Source organism: Streptomyces sp. NBC_01450, assembly GCF_036227505.1.
GTDB lineage: Bacteria > Actinomycetota > Actinomycetes > Streptomycetales > Streptomycetaceae > Streptomyces.
Genome location: NZ_CP109481.1, coordinates 189,526 through 206,041, shown reverse-complemented (window position 1 = coordinate 206,041; position 16,516 = coordinate 189,526). Strand labels below are relative to the sequence as shown.

Here is a 16,516-nt window from a genome sequence, read left to right as displayed (position 1 = left end):
ACTTCGGTCTGGGAATCGTGGTCGTGGCCAGTGTGATCGTGGGCTATTTCTCAACTCCCGTCGCGGCGGCCCTCATCGCCGGAGCCTTCACCGCACTGTTCATCGCGGCGCTCGCAGTCATGTTCCTTCGAGGTGTCCGGGGTGCGGACGCGTGGCGCCGGGAGGGATCTTCCGGCAGTCCGACGGTGCCGGCGCAGGGCCTGGGTCTGGGTCTGGGTCTGGACGGTGTGGCTGGGGTGGGGGAGGGCCGGGGCACGGTGGTGTGTGCCGGTCCGGGCCGTCTGGGCGCGGGCCGGCACACACGGGTCGGTCGATCCCGTCAGCGGCCGTGGCCGCCGTTGCTGCTGCTGCGGCTGTCGTCACCGGGGCTGACGATCGTCCAGGGGCGCATCAGGTCGTCGTCTTCGTGTTCGAGGAGGTGGCAGTGGTGGATGTACGTCGCCGGGAGCGTGGCGCCGCTGTGGGGAATCGACGCGATCTCATCCGTCGGCGGGACGAATTCCTCGATGATGATTCTGGTGACCATCTGCGCGGGCGCCTTGACCGTGTCCTTGCGGGACAGCACTTCGTCCGGGTCCGGCGGAATCGGCGGGCCGGTGAAGTAGTTGGCCAGCACCGGGTGGTCCTGCGGTTTGCGGCCACCGGAAATCCACTTTTCGTAATCCGTCTGGTAGGCGGCCGCGTCGATCGGCTGCCTGTTCAGCACCTGGAAGTTGACGAGGTGGACATGCATCGGGTGGGCGTCGTGGTTGGGGTTGATGTACTCCCAGATCTCGGTCGAGCCCTCCTTGATGAAGTCCTGGGACGGCTCCATGTAGGGCACCGCGTTGAACGTCATCGTCCTGAAGAGCTGGTGCTGGTACACGACCCATTCCCGTCGGCGGGTCTGCGGTTTCACCTCGATGGGTGCGACCGCCGGCAGGCTGAGTTTCTCGGGCGGCGTGCTCTTGTCCCCGCCTCCGGACAGTCGCTTGGCGACCCGGAATTGCATGATTTCTGCGATTTCCGGTCCGCAGCCGGGGATGCCGGGGAAGTGGACCTGCGTCCCCGGGTAGTTCGTCAGTGTGACGTTCGTGCCCGCCACCTGACTGAAGTCGACGATCAGGTCGTACCGCTCGGCCGGACTGATCAGGAAGTCCAGCATGCGCAGCGGAGCGCGGAGGCCGCCGTCTGTGCCGATCAGCCAGAACGGCAGCTGGGGCTGAAGAAGCACGTCTCTGGGAACGTCGAACCTCAGCCGCCAGAAACGCTCGTTCGAAGCGTTGAGAATGCGCAGCCGGTAGCGTCGCGGCTCGACGGCCAGGAAAGGGTATGCCTTCCCGTTGACGACCGGGGTGTCCTCGCCTTCCCTGTCGACCATGGTGTAGGCGAGCGAGCCGTTCTTGTGGAAGGTTCGGTCCTGCAGGATGAGGGGGACCTCGAATTCGCCTTGCGGCAGCCCGAGCCGCTCGTCGGCGGGGTCATGAATGAGGTAGAGGCCGGCAAGGCCCGCATGGACGTTGAGAGCGCTCATCCCCATGGCGTGATCGTGGTACCAGAGCATGCACGAATGGTCGTGGTTGGTGTAGCCGTAGATCGCTTCGTTGGGTTTGGCCCGGCTCGGGTCCAGGGTGGTGTAGCCCTCGGCGTGGAAGCCCTTCGGGCTGAACGACTGCTCCGGCAGGCCGTCGGACTGTGGTGCTGTGTAACCGCCGTGCTGGTGTACGACGTTCCACACGTTGATGTCATCGGGGAACTGGTGTTCAGCCTTGTAGGGAGGCGGAGGGACCGGGGCGACGAGGGGGTTCCCGTCGCGGATCATGTCGATCACGGACTGGTAGATGTGGGTGGTCGGCAGCTCGTTGCGCCACTTGACGACCGTCGGATGGTCCCTGGTCACGCTGAGGGTCGGCCCGAGATAGCCCATGCCGATCGGCTTGTGACGACGGCGCGGGTCCGTGGCCCAGTAACCCCATACGGGTGACGGTCTGAGATCCCGGTGGAAGCGCCACCAGCCCTGCCGCATCGTGAGCTCGTAGTAGTCGGCGCCCGGGTAGACGGAAGGATCCGGGATGGCTGTCTTCGGCCGGGGCAGCGGGTCGACGAACTTCTTCAGCCGGGGGGTGTTCGGCGTCCCCGCGGGGTCCTCACACCCTGCCGGCGGGTGAGCCGGCGCCGCATACACCGGCGTTCCCGGACCGCCCTGTGGAAGCATGGCCGCAGCGCCCAGGCCGCCGGCCATGAGGAATTTTCTTCGCTCGATCATCGTTTCCAGCCTTCCCTCGCCTCGCGTAACGCTCAAGGGATACAAGGCTGGTTCGGCGCGATGCCGGGCAGCGCGCCGGTCCGGTCCGGGAACGCCACTCTTTGAGTCGATCCCGGCAGTAATTCGGCAGACATCGGAATTGGAATCGAATTATTATTCCCAGTCTGAATACATGCAGAATAGGCCGGTGATCTGCTGAGCGTTATTCTGGCGTGTCACATTCTGCTGGGCGGCGGACCGCGGGTCGAAGTTTCACCGCTTCTCTGTGCGCCAATTCAATGCTCGCTGCGGCTCTTTTTGGTATACCCGCAGAGCGCTGGTCGTCTCCGTTCGCCAGCAGCAACGCGCACCACAGCGAACTGGGCGCCTTCCTCACGGCACGGCGCACGGAGCTGAGTCCGGCCCAGGTCGGGCTGCCCGACTCGGCCGGCAGGCGCAGGGTCAAGGGGCTGCGCCGGGAGGAAGTGGCCTTGCTGGCGTCGATCAGCCCCGACTACTACACGCGCCTGGAGCAGGGCCGCCGCCAGGCTTCCGAACCGGTGCTGGACACCCTTGCGCGTGTGCTGCGGCTCGACGACGGCGAGCGTGCCTACATGTTCGAGCTGTCCGGCCGGGACGCCGCCCGGCCCCGCCGGCGCACCACGCAGAAGGTCCAGCCGCAGCTGCGGCGTCTGCTGGACGACCTGTCCACCACGCCGGCCGTCGTCCTGGGCCGGCGCACGGACATCCTCGCGTGGAACCCCATGGCGGCCGCCCTGTTCACCGACTTCGCGCGGATCCCGGAAAAGAAACGCAACTTCGTACGGCTGGTCTTCTGCGACCCGGCCGTCAGAGCGCTGTACCCGGACTGGGACTGGGTGGCACAGACGAGCCTGGCGCAGCTGCGCATGGAGGCCGCCCGGGACCCGAAGGATCCACGGCTGGCGGAACTGGTGGGCGAGCTGTCACTTCAGGACCCCGACTTCCGGCGGTGGTGGGGCACCCATCGCGTCGCGGTTCAGGGCACGGGCACGAAGGTCCTGCACCATCCGGTCGTCGGCCGGCTCACCCTGGACTGGTCCTTCCTCACCTGCACCGCCGATCCCGACCAGCAGTATCACCCTGACCGCCGGGCACGGCACCCCCAGCCACGACCGTCTGCGCATCCTCGCTTCGTGACTCCTCCTCGTCCTGAAGGACGGGGCTTCTCGTTACGCCGGGTTGGCGTAGCGACGGACCAGCCCGGCCCGCAGAACGTTGAGTGCGCCCACTGTGTCGGCGTGCGCGTGGTAGCCGCAGGCGACGCAGTGGAATTTTTCCTGTGTGGGCCGGTTCTCCTTGGCGGTGTGCGCGCATGCGGGGCAGGTGCGGGAGGTGTTGCGGGGGTCCACGGCGATCACGTCCCGTCCGGCGCTTTCAGCCTTGGCGTGCAGGATCGTCAGGAACACCCCCCATCCGGCATCGCTGATCGACTTGTTGAGCCCGGCCTTGGCGGCGGCCCCGTTGGGCAGGAAGGTGCCCGGCCGGCCGGGGTCGGGCTTAGGCGCGGGGGCCTTGCTCATGTTGCGGATCTTGAGGTCTTCGTGCGCGATGAAGTCATGCGCGCGGACCAGGCCGAGCGCGGTCTTGTGTGCGTGGTCGAGTCGCTGGCGGCGCACCTTGCCGTGCAGCTGGGCGACCTTCTCTACCGCGCGCCGGTGGTTGGCGGTGCGGTCCTTGGCCTTGCGGCGCGGGAACCGGGACAGGGCCTGCTGCGCCGCCTGGAGCTTCTCGGCGGCCTTACGCCCGTGGCGCGGGTTGGGCACGAACCCGCCGCCCGAGTCGGCGAGGAAGTTGGCGATGCCCAGGGCGATGCCGGCCACGGAGCCGGTCGCGGGCAGCGGTTCGGGCTGTTCCTGCTCGGCGGTGAGCACGACGAACCACTTACGGCCCTCACGCTTCACCGACACGGTTTTGACCCGGCTGGCCACCGGGCGGTGCTGGTTGACCCTGACGTGGCCGGCCCCCTGGAAGCGGACACGCGTGACGGGGTCGTGCGGGGTGGAGTCCCAGCGGCAGCCGTCCCCGTCCTTCGGGAAGTCCACCGTGTCGAACCAGTTCACCCCGCGAAAGCGCGGGTAGCCGGGACTGTCGCCGGACTTGACCCGGCGGAAAAACGCGGCAAACGCCTTGTCGAGACGGCGCAGGGTGGCCTGCGGCGAACTGAACGACCAGCGGCCCTGACGCTCCGGGTCGAACGCCCGGATGTCCTTGAGCTGCGAGGACTGCGTCCCGTACGTGACGGTGGTCTTCGAGACGTGCCGCCAGGCGTCGCGGCGTTCCTGTATCGCCGCGTTGTAGAGGGAGCAGTGATCCCGCAGCATCTCGCCGAGCGCCTGCTCCTGACGGACGGTGGGCCGCAGGAGGAACTTGTACGCACGGATCATCCCAAGCCCAACCCCTCCGGTTGAGTTCGCTTGATCTTACTACACTTGGCGTATGTCACCACGATGGGAACAAAACCCCGATATCCGACGGGAAAATCACGTCATCCACCACCTTCATGCCCACTTGGTGTTTGTCACGAAGTACCGGCGTGAGGTCTTCAACGACGACATGCTGACGCGCTGCGAGACGATCATGCGGGACGTGTGCGAGAGCTTCGGCGTCCAGCTGCACGAGTTCAACGGCGAAGGCGATCACGTCCATCTGCTCGTGCGCTACCCGCCGAAGGTTGCCCTGTCCAAGCTCGTCAACTCCCTCAAGGGCGTCAGCTCCCGGTACCTGCGGGCGGAGTACACCGGCCGGATCAACCGGACCGGGACGGGGTCCGTGTTCTGGTCCCCGTCGTACTTCGCGGGGTCCTGCGGCGGCGCACCGCTGAGCATCGTCAAGGACTACATCGACAACCAGAAGCGGCCGACCTGACCGGCACCCCCCAGACGCAGAGAACTCCGGCGCTTCGCGCCTCCAGGCCGAGGATCACATTCCCGCCCGGCCTGAAGGCCGGGATTCCCTGCGAAGAACAAGGGATGGATCGCGCGGGGCGAACACATTCAACCCCGCATCGGCCACCCGTCGGCCAGCGGGAAGGCACGAAAGACGTCCCAGGCGGCCACGGCGGCTCGCTCATGTGCTCGGGCCGCCGCGCGAAGCGTGCGCACAGAGGTGTCCAGTCCCAGCCCACGGCCACCGGGCAACTCGTCACGGAGGCATACCCGCCCGCGCGGTGATGGCCCGGTCGGCTGGGCCGTGTCCGCCTGGGCGGCGGCGGGCCGGGGCCTGCTGGCCCAGCAGGCCCCGGGGCCGGGTTTGCGCCGTGGCCGCCGCGGCGGGGCGGCCTGCAGGAGCGAGGTGGTGGCGGTGGTGGTGCCCATGAGGCGTGTGCCCCGTGGTCTTTCCCCGGAGCCGCCATCGGGAGGTTGGACCGGTTGGGCTGTCACCTCGTGGCGGCGCCGCCGTCGGTGTCCCGTGACCGCTCCGGGCCGGGTGGTGTTCCTTGTCCGCGCGGTGGTGTCAGCCGAGCGGGCCGGCCGCACCGCGCAGGACGGCCAGGGCCGGGGCGTACATGCGTGCCTTGATGGTGGCGAGGGTGTCGCCGGCCTTGCTCAGGTTCGCCTGGGCGATCTCCACGGCCGTGGGGCGCACGGCGTCCTCGTCCGTCGCACGGTCGACGATGCCGGCGGCCGCCGCGTCCGATCCGCCGTAGCGGCGGGCGGTGACCATGGCCTCGTGCGCGGTCTGCGGCGCCAACCGGGACTGGATCAGGGCGCACATGCCGGGCGTGAAGGGGATGTTGATGTCGGCCTCGGGCAGGCACCAGAAGCCGCGGTCGGCGCGCATGACACGGAAGTCGTGCGCGAGGGAGAACATCGCACCGGCGGCGAACGTGTGCCCCTGCAGGGCGGCCACGGTGATCACCGGCAGGGACAGCATGCGGGCGAAGAGTTCGTGGACGGAGCTGCGGTAGCTCTGCTGCTGGTCGGCGTGAGCGGACAGCCACTCCAGGTCCAGGCCGTTGGAGTAGAACTTGCCGGTCGCGGTGGTCACCAGGGCGCGTGGTCCTTCGGCCTTCTCCACCTCGCCGAGGGCGGCGTTGACGGAGGTGATCCAGTCGGGGTGGAAGCGGTTCTCACCGTCTCCGAGATCGAGCACGAAGACGTTGTCCTGGCGGTCAAGGGTGGGCATGGTGCGCTCCTGGGGGTTGTGCCGGCCCCATGTCGGGGCCGGACCTTGGTGGAATCAAGCCTGTGTGTTCCTGGCGGGGCCCGTGTGCCCTGTGCGCGAGTGGCCCCTGGCCCTGGGGAGGGCGGCCGTGTCTCACACGAAGGCGCTGTGGCCGGTGATGGACTTGCCGACGATGAGGGTCTGCATCTGGTGGGTGCCCTCGTAGGAGTAGAGGGCTTCGGCGTCGGCGAAGAACCGGGCGATGTCGTAGTCGAGGAGGATGCCGTTGCCGCCGAAGATCTCGCGGCTGAAGGCGACGACTTCGCGCATCCGGGCCGCGACGTACTCCTTGGCCAGCGCGGAGTGCTCGTCGCGGAAGATGCCCTGGTCCTGCAGCCGGGCGAGCTGGACCAGCATGCCCCAGGAGGCGGTGATGTTGCCCAGGCTCTTCACCAACAGGTCCTGCACCATCTGGAACCCCGCGATCGGACGGCCGAACTGCCGGCGCTCCTTGGCGTAGTCGAGCGCGAGTTCATAGGCGCCGATCATGACGCCCAGGGCCTGCCAGGCGACCCCGCTGCGCGTCTGGCGCAGGACCTCGGCGACGTCCCGGAAGCCGTTCATGTTCTGCAGCCGGTTCGCCTCCGGTACGCGTACGTCGGTCAGGGTGATCTCGGCGTTCTGCACGATCCGCAGCGCGATCTTGCCTTCGATCTTCACCGGCTCGAAGCCGGGGGCGCCCTTCTCCACGACGAAGCCCTTGACCTGGTTGTCGTCGGCGTCCCGGGCGAAGACCACGACGTAGTCGGCGAAGGTAGCGTTGCCGATCCACTTCTTGGCGCCGTTGAGGACCCAGGTGTCGCCCTCGCGCCTGGCGGTGGTGCGCATGCCGCCGGAGACGTCGGAGCCGCCGAGCGGCTCGGTCAGGGCGAAGGCGCCGATCTTCTCCATCGAGGCCATGGCGGGCAGCCACCGGTCGCGCTGTTCCTGGTCGCCGCCGTAGTAGATGGAGTAGAAGCCGAGCCCGTTGTGGACGCCGAAGAAGGTGGCGCACGAGGCGTCGACGCGGCCCAGCTCCGCGGCGAGCATGCCGTCGAGCAGGTGGCTGATGGCCGGCAGGTGCTCGCCGTAGCCCTCGTAGGCCAGGGCGGCCAGTCCGCTGCCGCGGAACCTGTCGATCATCTCCTTGGGCAACTCGCCCTTGCCCCAGGAGTCGTTGACCAGGGGCTTGATCTCATCGTGCAGGAAGGTGCGGGCCTTGAGCAGTATCTTGCGCTCCTCGTCCGACAGCAGTGCCTCGTAGAGGTAGAAGTCGGCGGTCAGCTGGTCGTCCAGCTTTGCGAGGGGGGTGGTGGTGGCGGTCATCTCAGTTCTCCTTGGGGTGCTGGTTGCGGCGGGTGTCTTCCAGGGCGGACAGGGCGGCGGGTTGCTTGCGGTCGCGGGCTTCGGCGAGTGGGTGACGACGGTGTCCAGGTCCTCGGGGGTCACGACGCCCTGCTGGACGAGGTGGATGGCCTGGCGGCTGAGCGCGTTCTGGAGCCGGTTGCCCACGAAGCCGGGATTTCCCGGCGTTCGACGACAGGGGCGGCCCACGGCGGTGCAGAAGCCGACGGCTTGTTCGGTAGTGCGTTCGCCGGCCACGGCCCGACCGTCCGTGTGAGTGACCCGTGCCCTGACCACGCCGGTGGTCTCGACGGACCGGCTCCAGGACGCGCGGGGCGCAGTCGTAGCCGGGGATGGCCTTGAGCGGGAAGGCCGGCACCGGTGATCTGCTCTTCGGCGTCGTACGTGCCGAACGCGTCCGCATGTCACTTCCCCGTCCACCGCGGGGCACGGCGCTCGGCGAAGGCGGTCATGCCCTCGCGTGCGTCGGCCGAGGCCGTCAGAGCGCCCATCTCCTTGCGCTGCACAGCGAACGCCTCGGCCTGCGGGACGCCGTCGGCGGCCCGCGTGAGGTTCTTCACCGCGGCCAGCGCGAGCGGGGCGTTGTGCGCGAGCCGCCCGGCCAGCTCGACGGCGACGGCCACCGCCTCGCCGGGCGCGGTGAGCCGGTTGGCCAGTCCCAGCTCCGCCGCGCGGCCACCGCTCACCGGCTCACCGGTCAGCAGCAACTCCATCGCCAGGTGGTACGGGATGCGCTTGGGCAGCCGGAGCACGCCGCCGCCTCCCGCGATCAGACCGCGCTTGACTTCGGGCAGGCCGAATTTCGCGTTCTCCGCGGCGACGATCAGGTCACATCCCAGGGCGAGTTCGAATCCGCCGCCCAGGGCGAAGCCCTCCACGGCGGCGATCAGGGGCTTCGTCAGCGCTGCTTCGGTCAGGCCGCCGAAGCCGCGGCCCGGGATCACGGGCGACTCACCCCGCAGGGCGGCCTTGAGGTCCATGCCGGCGCTGAAGGTGCCGTTCGCTCCGGTCAGGACACCGGAGCGCAGCGCGGTGTCGGCCTCCAGCTCGTCCAGCGCGGCGGCCAGGCCGGCGGCGGCCGCGGCGTTCACCGCGTTGCGTGCGTGCGGGCGGTCGATCGTGATCAGCAGGGTCGAGCAGACCCGCTGGACGCGCACTTCGCTGCTGTTCATGGCTGTACTTGCTCCTCAAACTGTCTGCGGCTCAGCGAGTGGCCGCCAGCTCGGCGAGGACCTCCGCGGTGTCCTGGCCGGGAACCGGGGCCAGGCGGCGGATCGAGCCGGGCGTGGCGGAGAACCTCACCGGGATCCCGATCGTGTGGACCGGGCCCTCGGTCGGGTGCACGACCGTGTCGAGGAGGTGGCCCTCACGGACGTAGGGGTCCTCGTGCGAGTGGTCCAGCTCCAGCACCGGTCCCATCGGGATGCTGTGCTTGGCGCACACCTCGGCCCATTCGGCCGTGGTCAGCGCAGGGGTGCACTCGTCGACCAGGTCGGACAGACCGTCCGCGTCGGCCGGGTTGAGGGCGGGGCCGTTGACGCGCGGGTCCGCGGTCAGCTCGGGACGGCCGGCGGCGGCGAAGAAGTCGCGGTAGTTCTGCGGGTTGTACGGGATCACGGCGGCCAGGCCGTCCTTGGTGCGCCGGGCCTTGTGGTGCTGCGACAGTGACCGCGGGTACCCGGTGGGGCCCGTCGCCGGCTCGAAAGTGTGCCCCGCGAGATGCTCGACCAGGTTGAACGTGATCAGCGTGTCGGCCATGGGGATCTCGATCTGCTGGCCGTGCCCGGTCCTGTTCCGGTGGACCAGGGCGGCGAGCACGCTGTAGGCGATGGTCAGCGCGGAGACCTTGTCGGCGAGGATGGTCGGCAGGTAGAGCGGTGTGCCCAGGGTGCGGTTGGCGATGTCGACCAGCCCGGAGGCGGCCTGCACGGTCTCGTCGTAGGCGGCGGCGTCAGCCCGGTCGGAGTCGCCGCGGAAGCCGGCGCCGTGCGCGTAGACGAGGCCCGGATTGGCGGCGCCGAGGTCGTCGTAGGCCAGGCCCAGCCGGGCGAGCGCGCGGGGACGCATGTTGGTGATCAGCACATCGGCGGTGTGGATGAGCTCCAGGGCCTGGGCGTGCTCGGCCTCGTCCTTGAGGTTGAGGGCCACGCTGCGCTTGTTGCGGTTGACGTTGAGATACAGCGGGGTCATGCCCGGCGTGTTGCGGTATTCGCCCACCCGGATGGTGTCCGCGGGGGATTCGATCTTGATGACATCGGCGCCCAGATCTCCGAGGATCTGGGCCGCGTACGGGCCCATGACCACGGTCGAGAGGTCGATGACCCGCACGCCGTCGAGCGGCCCGGGGGCGTGTGTGTCTGCCATTTTCGCGTCCTTTCATGCCCTTGTTGGGCTATGCCGAAGAACGCTAATGGTGAATTTCGGGCAAGGGAATTATCGTATTGCTAACGTCAGTGTGACCGCAGCGGTCACAGTCATGTCGCATTACTGAAACCGGCACCACTGGAGCGGTCTCGGCACTGTCCGCCGATGTTCGGGTGCCGGTGGACAGCGAAGAGGGCCGAATTCGTGGCAATCGCGAAAGACCGTGTACCCATGGCGTCGTGCTGCTTCAGGACGTCGAGCGTGAGCAGGGCGCCTGCCGGTCCGGCCTGCTCGGCTCAGACGTGAACCGGGTCGGCGAAGACCTCGCGGGCCGCTTCGATGAGTTCATCGAGGTCACCGCCGCAGGCGCGGTCGCGGCGCCAGATCAGGACAGTCTCCAGCCGGGGCTCGAAATCCGTGAAAGGCAGGACCTTCGTATTCTCCATCGCGTAGCGGTGCATGGGGCTGTCCGGGTCGAGTATGGAAAAGTAGAAAGCCATTCCGCTGGAAACTATTTGAGCGATTCCCGCGTATCCGGTATCCGTCAGCTTGATACGTTTCTTGATCCCCAGCTCGAACATTTCCCGGTCGAGCTGGTCGACATGAGCGGCACTGATTTCCTTGGGTGCGACGATGAGGGAGAGGTCGGCCAGGTCGGCCAGTGCCACGGAGTCCCGCCCGGCGAACTGGTCGGCCGGGACCACCGCTGCCAGCCGTTCCGACATGACGGGCAACTGGTCCAGAGCGGGGTCGCTGATCGGCAGCCGGGCCAGCGCGAGCGGAAGCCTGTCCTCGCGCACGCCGATGACCAGAGCCCTGGAACTGCCGGGCCAGCGCAGGAGCTCGCACCGCTTGCTGACGTGCTCGGCCAGCGTGTCGACGAGGCCGCTCAGCCGGGGGTGCACTCCAGGGGGAATGCCCACGAACACGGTGATGCGCCCGGGCCGGCTCACCTCGCGCAACCGCCACGGAATGGAATTGATCTGCTCCAGCACGTCTCGCGCTATCGGCAGCAGCGCCTCGCCTGCCGGTGTGAGCGTGACACGGCGTGTGTCGCGCTCGAACAGCCGGTGGTCGAGCTCCCGCTCGAGGTCCCTGATCCGCTGGCTCAGCGGCGACGTGGCCATATGCAGCCGGCGGGCCGCCGCCGAGAAGTTCAGCTCCTCCGCAACCGCAATGAAATACCGCAAATGGAACATCTCCACTCTTTTACGTTAACTCCGATAAGGGTCTGCGGAGAATCAACTTGCGGGCTTCAGGACCGACTTCGCAGGTCACCGCGCCGATCGCCGCATGCTGTTCCTCTGCGAGGCCGGGGTCCGGCAGCGGTTCGGGTGTCTGACAGTGGGTGGTCGAGCGGACATGCGCGAAGCGTCCCCAGCAGTTCAGCGAATTCTTGAGCCCGTCGCTTCAGTGACGGGTGGGTGACGAACCGGAACGGGATCTGCTGCGAGGAAGTGATGGCCTCGCAGGTGAGCGGACGGGCAGGTTCGCGGGCGAGCTCCAACGGGGTCCGCGTGGCGTAGTCCGCCTTCGCGGAGATATGCATGCGCGCATGCCTGTCCGGCCGGCTGCCCGGCGCGAGGGATTCCACCGGTTCCCCTCCTGCATTGCGGGAACATTGCCGCAGGTGAAGGCCAATGGACACCTCTTGACATCCTTTTATGGACCGCTTTAGCGTCCCCATTCATGAGCGAGCCGCTGACGACCCCCGGCGAAGGTTTCCACCCCCATCTCCACGACGCCGCAGGGCACTCGGCCACCCCCCTGCGCACCCGCCTGCATCACATCCGCGCCGACGCGCTCGACGGCGACACCGCGCAGACCGGAGGCATGCGCAGGTTCGCCGCCGTCAGCGGCAAGGCGGTGGGCTCCGAAAAGCTGTGGATGGGCCAGACCCACGTCGCGCCCTCCACCTCCTCCTCCGACCATCACCATGGTGAATCCGAGACCGCCATCTACGTGGTGAGCGGACACCCCGAGTTCGTGTTCCTCGACGCCGGCGGACCGCGGCCGCAGGAGGTGCGCCTGCGCACCTCTCCGGGTGACTACATCTTCGTCCCCCCGTTCGTGCCGCACCGCGAGGAGAACCCGGACCCCGCCGAAGAGGCCGTGGTCGTCATCGCCCGCAGCACCCAGGAGGCGATCGTGGTCAACCTTCCGCAGCTGTACGCGCTGCCGGCCGGGGACGTCTGACCAGACAGTTCCGGCGCGCGGCGCCGGTCAGGCGTCCGGGGCGGCAGGCTGCGTGCCGCTGCCGGCCGGGGCCCCGGCGGAGGGCCACTGCGCCAACGAGATCATCCCCGCCACCCGGCGGATGAGGTAGAAGGCCAGCGGCAGCTCGACACACGCCGCGAGCACCGCCGACAGCCACACCCCCGAGGTGCCGAAAGCGAGCGACACGTCGAACCACGCGTCGCAGATCAGCAGCACCGCCGTCGTGGTCCCCGCCACGATGACAGCGCGGTGCCGCAGCCAGCCGAGAAGCGCCGTGGACGCCATCGCGACCATGAGCAGGGCGTCGAATCCGACCCACGTCACGCGCCATTGGCGGACCTCGTACACGGACGGCAGCGTCGCCGCCAGCAGGACCGTCCACGGGACGAGACCGGCGGCGCAGACGGTGAGCAGCTTCAGCGTGCGACGCCGGTGCCCGCGTATCGGCTCGGGCAGATCGGCCGCCGGTACCGCGGCCCCTTTCCGGGTACTGGGTCGGGTGTCGCTCACGTCGGCTGCTCCGTTCTCGTCTGTCCCGGACGGACAGTGGCGGGGGTGTTCCGCCGGCGTCGGGCGGTCAGATGTCCGGTGATGATCCAGCCCAGAACTGCCAGGCTAATACCCGGCCCACCGCCGCCGGACGGCGGCCGAGACACCGCCGTGGCGCCTGGTCACAGACGGTTGCGCGCCGGTTTTCGGCGGGTGAGCACATCCGCGTCGCAGCTGCCGCGGTCCGTCAAGTCCCGAGTTTCCCTGCCACGCGTTTAAGGGGCATGACTCCTTCGTCTGCCGGTGCCTGATAGAGATGCGGGCCCGTTCAACAGCAACTGGCCCTCACACATTCCGGAACTGCTCGCGCAGTGCGAATTACCGGACATGCATCTCGTCACCGAAATACCGAATGGCTGCGAATCGGCAGAACTGTTCGGAAACCCTGATCATTTCTCACGGAGGAGAATTCCCATGACCCGTACTTCCCGCACCCAGCGCCTTGTGATGCTCGCCGCCTCGACCGCTCTGGCGGCAGGAGGCGCGTTGATACCCTCCGGCGCTTTCGCCGCCACCCCGGCGACACCGCACACCGGGACCGTGGCCACGGTCGTGGCAGGCCATCAGGGCCATCAGGCCGGCGAGATCACGGGGCTGTCCAGGAACAGCACGACCACCACCACCAGCACGACGGTCAAGAAGGAACTGACCGACGAGGGCCTCGTGGTAGCAGCCGCTGGGGCCGGTCGCGCTCACGGGGGCGCCGCCATAGGGGCGGTGACGGTCCATCCGGCCGCCGCCGCGGTCAGAGTGGCCGCGGCGGCGGCCGGTTGCCGTACGGGGGTGATCCGCGGGTGTCGAACTCGTCGGTCTGGCGGCCCGCCACGCCCGGACCGGCGTGTCCGGCCGCGTACGCCGAGCCGTCGGCGGGGGGAGTTGTCGACCCGGCCGGCTCCCGGAACATGGTTCCGGATGAGCGCGATGGGCGCCCCGGACGGCGTTCCGGTACGTGCGGTGGCTAGCGCGTCAGGCGCAGTCCCGCGATGAGGAGTTCGACCAGCCGGCGTGCGTCGTAGCGGGGATCGCTGTCCGCGCCGATGCAGAGGTTGCCGACGCCGCGCATGAGCTCGTAGGCGTCCGCGTCGGAGCGGATCTCGCCGGCGGCGGCTGCGGCGCCGAGCAGCTGGGCGCACACGGGCACGAGCCGGTCGAGGAAGTAGGCGTGCAGCGCGTCGAAGCCGGCGTCGTCGGACCGCAGCACGGCAGCCAGTCCGTGCTTGGTGACCAGGAAATCGACGAAGAGGTTGATCCACCGCCCCAGTGCGGCATGGGGAGTTGGGCAGGTCGCCAGCAGGGCGGGGCCGGCCTCGGCGCAGGCCTCGACCTGGTGCCGGTAGACGGCGATGATGAGATCCGCTCGCGTGGGGAAGTGCCGGTAGATCGTGCCCGTCCCGACGCCGGCCCTGGCCGCGATGTCGCGTACCGGCGCCTCCACGCCCGATGTGACGAAGACCGCGGCGGCCGCGTCGAGCAGGGTCTCCTTGTTGCGCCGGGCGTCCGCCCGCCGGGGCCGGGCTGCCTGCCCCGCGCCCCCGTCGCCGCCCCCGCTCCCGTTGCCGTCGTTCACCGCGCCGTCCTCTCCGCTGTCGGGCTTGTCAAACGGAACGACGTTCCGTATGTTCTTTCCGGAACAAGGTTCCGTTTGCTCATGATGTCAGAGCAGGGAGCCGGCAGCCAAGCCGCGCAGCGCCCTGCCGCCACGCTTCACCCGCAATGGAGGAACACGCTCATGCAGTACCGCACCTTGGGCCGCACCGGTGTGCAGGTCAGCTCCCTCGCGCTCGGCGCGATGAACTTCGGCGCGATCGGGCGCACCACCCAGGACGAGGTCACCGCCGTCGTCGACGCCGCCCTCGAGGCGGGGATCAACGTCATCGACACCGCCGACATGTACAGCGGCGGCGAGTCGGAAGAGATGGTCGGCAAGGCCATCGCCGGCCGCCGCGACGACATCGTGCTGGCCACCAAGGCGGGCATGCCGATGGGGGACGGGCGCAACCACCGGGGCGCCTCGCGCCGCTGGCTGGTCACCGAGCTGGACAACAGCCTGCGCCGCCTGGGCGTCGACCACGTCGATCTCTACCAGATCCACCGGTGGGACCCGAACACCAGCGACGAGGAGACGCTGTCGGCTCTGACCGACCTGCAGCGCGCGGGAAAGATCCGCTACTTCGGCTCCTCGACCTTCCCCGCGTACCGCCTCGTGCAGGCGCAGTGGGCCGCCCGCGAGCATCACCTGAGCCGTTACGCCACCGAACAGCCCAGCTACTCGATCCTGCAGCGGGGGATCGAGACCCACATCCTGCCCGTGACCGAGGAGTACGGGCTCGGTGTGCTGGTGTGGAGCCCGCTGGCCTCGGGCTGGCTGTCGGGCGCGATCCGCGAGGGCCGGGACATCACCACCAGCCGCTCGACGTTCATGCCGCAGCGCTTCGACACCACCATCCCCTCCAACCGGGCCAGGCTCGACGCCGTCGAGCAACTGGCCGAGGTCGCCGACGGGGCCGGCCTGACCATGATCCAGCTCGCGCTCGGATTCGTGACCGCGCACCCCGCCGTGACCAGCGCGATCATCGGCCCCCGCACGACGGACCACCTGCACGCGCAGCTCGCCGCCGCGGACACCGTGCTCTCCGCCGACGTACTCGACGCGATCGACGCCATCGTCGCCCCCGGCACCGACCTGGCCGCACACGAAAAGCACGACACCCCGCCCTCCCTGCTCGATACGTCACTGCGACGCCGCTGACCGCCCGCGCGGACGCCATGTGCTGCGGCGCTCCGCGCCGCCTGGCCAAGGACGCGGTGCCGGGCGCTTCGCCCGGCTGAGGGCGATCGTGCGCGGCCCCGCGGTTTTTCACGGGGCATCCCGGGCGCGCAGTGGGCGGGCGGTCCGGGCGACGCCGATGGCGGCGGCCGAGGCGTCGCGGACCAGGGCCACGGCGTCCTTGGGCTGGTGGGTGAGCAGGTCCGCCCCGGACTGCTGAGTCCTGTCGTAAGACCCTCGTATGCTGAGGGTATGAGGCGGACTTCCTTTGCGAACTGGCCCTGCTCCATCGCGCGCACGATGGATCTGCTCGGCGACTGGTGGACGCCGCTGGTCCTGCGGGAGGCGTTCTACGGGATCAAACGGTTCGACGAGTTCCAGCAGGAGCTCAAGATCGCCCGCAACACCCTGACCGACCGGCTCCGGCGCCTGGTCGACGAGGGCCTCATGGAGAAGAGGGCCTACCAGCGCGATCCGGTGCGCTACGACTACGTGCTGACCGAGAAGGGCCGCGACTTCTTCGGCGTACTGGCCGCCATGAACGCCTGGGGCAACCGCTGGCTCAGCGGTGAGCAGGGACCGCCGGTCGTCTTTCACCATGACCGCTGCGGCCACGAGAGCGCCGCCGAGGTGGTCTGCGCCGGCTGCGGGGAGCCCATGACGGCGGAGGACACCCACCCGCGCCTCGGGCCCGGCTATCCCGCGCATCTCGCCGAGCGGCCGGACATCCGGCGGCGCTTCACCGCCTGAGCACGGCTCGCCCCCGCCCCCGCCCCGGCCCCCGGGCTCTCGTCCTCGTCCTCTCGTCTCTCGGGCGTGCGCTTGGGGATCTCCCTTGACAGGTG

General features: G+C 68.9%; 14 protein-coding genes and 4 pseudogenes. 5 read left to right on the top strand and 13 right to left on the bottom strand.

Annotated features, from left to right (window positions below):
* Positions 1-319: 319 nt before the first annotated feature.
* Positions 320-2,245 (bottom strand): multicopper oxidase family protein, encoded by a 1,926-nt coding sequence (locus OG568_RS49105; RefSeq protein ID WP_329529846.1) that lies wholly within the window; start codon positions 2,243-2,245, stop codon positions 320-322.
* A gap of 278 nt (positions 2,246-2,523) precedes the next feature.
* On the opposite strand from OG568_RS49105, the pseudogene OG568_RS49100 reads away from it, so the two are divergent.
* Positions 2,524-3,403 (top strand): annotated as a pseudogene (locus OG568_RS49100) (helix-turn-helix domain-containing protein).
* A gap of 32 nt (positions 3,404-3,435) precedes the next feature.
* Here OG568_RS49100 and OG568_RS49095 read toward each other — a convergent pair.
* Positions 3,436-4,650, bottom strand: coding sequence for an RNA-guided endonuclease InsQ/TnpB family protein (locus tag OG568_RS49095; protein ID WP_329529845.1), 1,215 nt, complete (start codon positions 4,648-4,650; stop codon positions 3,436-3,438).
* A 52-nt stretch (positions 4,651-4,702) separates the two neighbouring features.
* On the opposite strand from OG568_RS49095, the gene tnpA reads away from it, so the two are divergent.
* A complete protein-coding gene (tnpA, locus tag OG568_RS49090; RefSeq protein ID WP_329529844.1) occupies positions 4,703-5,131 on the top strand; it encodes an IS200/IS605 family transposase in 429 nt (142 codons plus the stop codon).
* A 66-nt stretch (positions 5,132-5,197) separates the two neighbouring features.
* Here tnpA and OG568_RS49085 read toward each other — a convergent pair.
* From OG568_RS49085 to OG568_RS49050, 8 genes and pseudogenes are all read right to left on the bottom strand, one after another.
* Positions 5,198-5,409: pseudogene (locus tag OG568_RS49085) on the bottom strand (methyltransferase type 11); the annotation flags it as partial.
* A gap of 310 nt (positions 5,410-5,719) precedes the next feature.
* On the bottom strand, positions 5,720-6,391 hold the full coding sequence (locus OG568_RS49080; RefSeq protein ID WP_329529843.1) for an enoyl-CoA hydratase-related protein: 672 nt from the start codon (positions 6,389-6,391) through the stop codon (positions 5,720-5,722).
* Positions 6,392-6,523: 132 nt separating this feature from the next.
* On the bottom strand, positions 6,524-7,735 hold the full coding sequence (locus tag OG568_RS49075) for an acyl-CoA dehydrogenase family protein (RefSeq protein ID WP_329538231.1): 1,212 nt from the start codon (positions 7,733-7,735) through the stop codon (positions 6,524-6,526).
* A 99-nt stretch (positions 7,736-7,834) separates the two neighbouring features.
* Positions 7,835-7,921 (bottom strand): annotated as a pseudogene (locus OG568_RS49070) (3-hydroxyacyl-CoA dehydrogenase family protein); the annotation flags it as partial.
* A 257-nt stretch (positions 7,922-8,178) separates the two neighbouring features.
* Entirely contained in the window at positions 8,179-8,946 is a 768-nt protein-coding gene (locus OG568_RS49065) for a crotonase/enoyl-CoA hydratase family protein (RefSeq protein ID WP_329529841.1), read from the bottom strand.
* A gap of 31 nt (positions 8,947-8,977) precedes the next feature.
* Entirely contained in the window at positions 8,978-10,138 is a 1,161-nt protein-coding gene (locus OG568_RS49060; protein ID WP_329529840.1) for a CaiB/BaiF CoA transferase family protein, read from the bottom strand.
* A 296-nt stretch (positions 10,139-10,434) separates the two neighbouring features.
* Positions 10,435-11,343, bottom strand: coding sequence for a LysR family transcriptional regulator (locus tag OG568_RS49055; RefSeq protein ID WP_329536673.1), 909 nt, complete (start codon positions 11,341-11,343; stop codon positions 10,435-10,437).
* A 221-nt stretch (positions 11,344-11,564) separates the two neighbouring features.
* Positions 11,565-11,687, bottom strand: a pseudogene (locus OG568_RS49050) (transcriptional regulator); the annotation flags it as partial.
* 140 nt (positions 11,688-11,827) lie between these two features.
* Between OG568_RS49050 and OG568_RS49045 the strand changes: the two are divergent.
* A complete protein-coding gene (locus tag OG568_RS49045) occupies positions 11,828-12,334 on the top strand; it encodes a cupin domain-containing protein (protein ID WP_329529839.1) in 507 nt (168 codons plus the stop codon).
* A gap of 27 nt (positions 12,335-12,361) precedes the next feature.
* Here OG568_RS49045 and OG568_RS49040 read toward each other — a convergent pair whose 3' ends face one another.
* The 3 genes from OG568_RS49040 to OG568_RS49030 form a co-directional block, all read right to left on the bottom strand.
* Positions 12,362-12,865, bottom strand: coding sequence for a hypothetical protein (locus OG568_RS49040; protein ID WP_329529838.1), 504 nt, complete (start codon positions 12,863-12,865; stop codon positions 12,362-12,364).
* Positions 12,866-13,649: 784 nt separating this feature from the next.
* Positions 13,650-13,808, bottom strand: a complete 159-nt coding sequence (locus OG568_RS49035; RefSeq protein ID WP_329529837.1) for a hypothetical protein — start codon at positions 13,806-13,808, stop codon at positions 13,650-13,652.
* A 54-nt stretch (positions 13,809-13,862) separates the two neighbouring features.
* Positions 13,863-14,471, bottom strand: coding sequence for a TetR/AcrR family transcriptional regulator (locus OG568_RS49030; RefSeq protein WP_329529836.1), 609 nt, complete (start codon positions 14,469-14,471; stop codon positions 13,863-13,865).
* A gap of 162 nt (positions 14,472-14,633) precedes the next feature.
* Between OG568_RS49030 and OG568_RS49025 the strand changes: the two genes are divergently transcribed.
* Both OG568_RS49025 and OG568_RS49020 read left to right on the top strand, forming a co-directional pair.
* Positions 14,634-15,653, top strand: coding sequence for an aldo/keto reductase (locus OG568_RS49025; RefSeq protein WP_329529835.1), 1,020 nt, complete (start codon positions 14,634-14,636; stop codon positions 15,651-15,653).
* A gap of 270 nt (positions 15,654-15,923) precedes the next feature.
* Complete coding sequence (locus tag OG568_RS49020) at positions 15,924-16,421, top strand: winged helix-turn-helix transcriptional regulator (RefSeq protein WP_266438656.1); 498 nt, start codon at positions 15,924-15,926, stop codon at positions 16,419-16,421.
* The last annotated feature ends 95 nt before the right edge of the window (positions 16,422-16,516 follow it).

Coding starts and splice junctions, on each gene's coding strand:
- OG568_RS49035 (WP_329529837.1), bottom strand. CDS start 13,808: ATGTTCCGGGAGCCGGCCGGGTCGACAACTCCCCCCGCCGACGGCTCG.
- tnpA (WP_329529844.1), top strand. CDS start 4,703: ATGTCACCACGATGGGAACAAAACCCCGATATCCGACGGGAAAATCAC.
- OG568_RS49045 (WP_329529839.1), top strand. CDS start 11,828: ATGAGCGAGCCGCTGACGACCCCCGGCGAAGGTTTCCACCCCCATCTC.
- OG568_RS49095 (WP_329529845.1), bottom strand. CDS start 4,650: ATGATCCGTGCGTACAAGTTCCTCCTGCGGCCCACCGTCCGTCAGGAG.
- OG568_RS49065 (WP_329529841.1), bottom strand. CDS start 8,946: ATGAACAGCAGCGAAGTGCGCGTCCAGCGGGTCTGCTCGACCCTGCTG.
- OG568_RS49080 (WP_329529843.1), bottom strand. CDS start 6,391: ATGCCCACCCTTGACCGCCAGGACAACGTCTTCGTGCTCGATCTCGGA.
- OG568_RS49105 (WP_329529846.1), bottom strand. CDS start 2,245: ATGATCGAGCGAAGAAAATTCCTCATGGCCGGCGGCCTGGGCGCTGCG.
- OG568_RS49020 (WP_266438656.1), top strand. CDS start 15,924: ATGAGGCGGACTTCCTTTGCGAACTGGCCCTGCTCCATCGCGCGCACG.
- OG568_RS49025 (WP_329529835.1), top strand. CDS start 14,634: ATGCAGTACCGCACCTTGGGCCGCACCGGTGTGCAGGTCAGCTCCCTC.
- OG568_RS49075 (WP_329538231.1), bottom strand. CDS start 7,735: ATGACCGCCACCACCACCCCCCTCGCAAAGCTGGACGACCAGCTGACC.
- OG568_RS49060 (WP_329529840.1), bottom strand. CDS start 10,138: ATGGCAGACACACACGCCCCCGGGCCGCTCGACGGCGTGCGGGTCATC.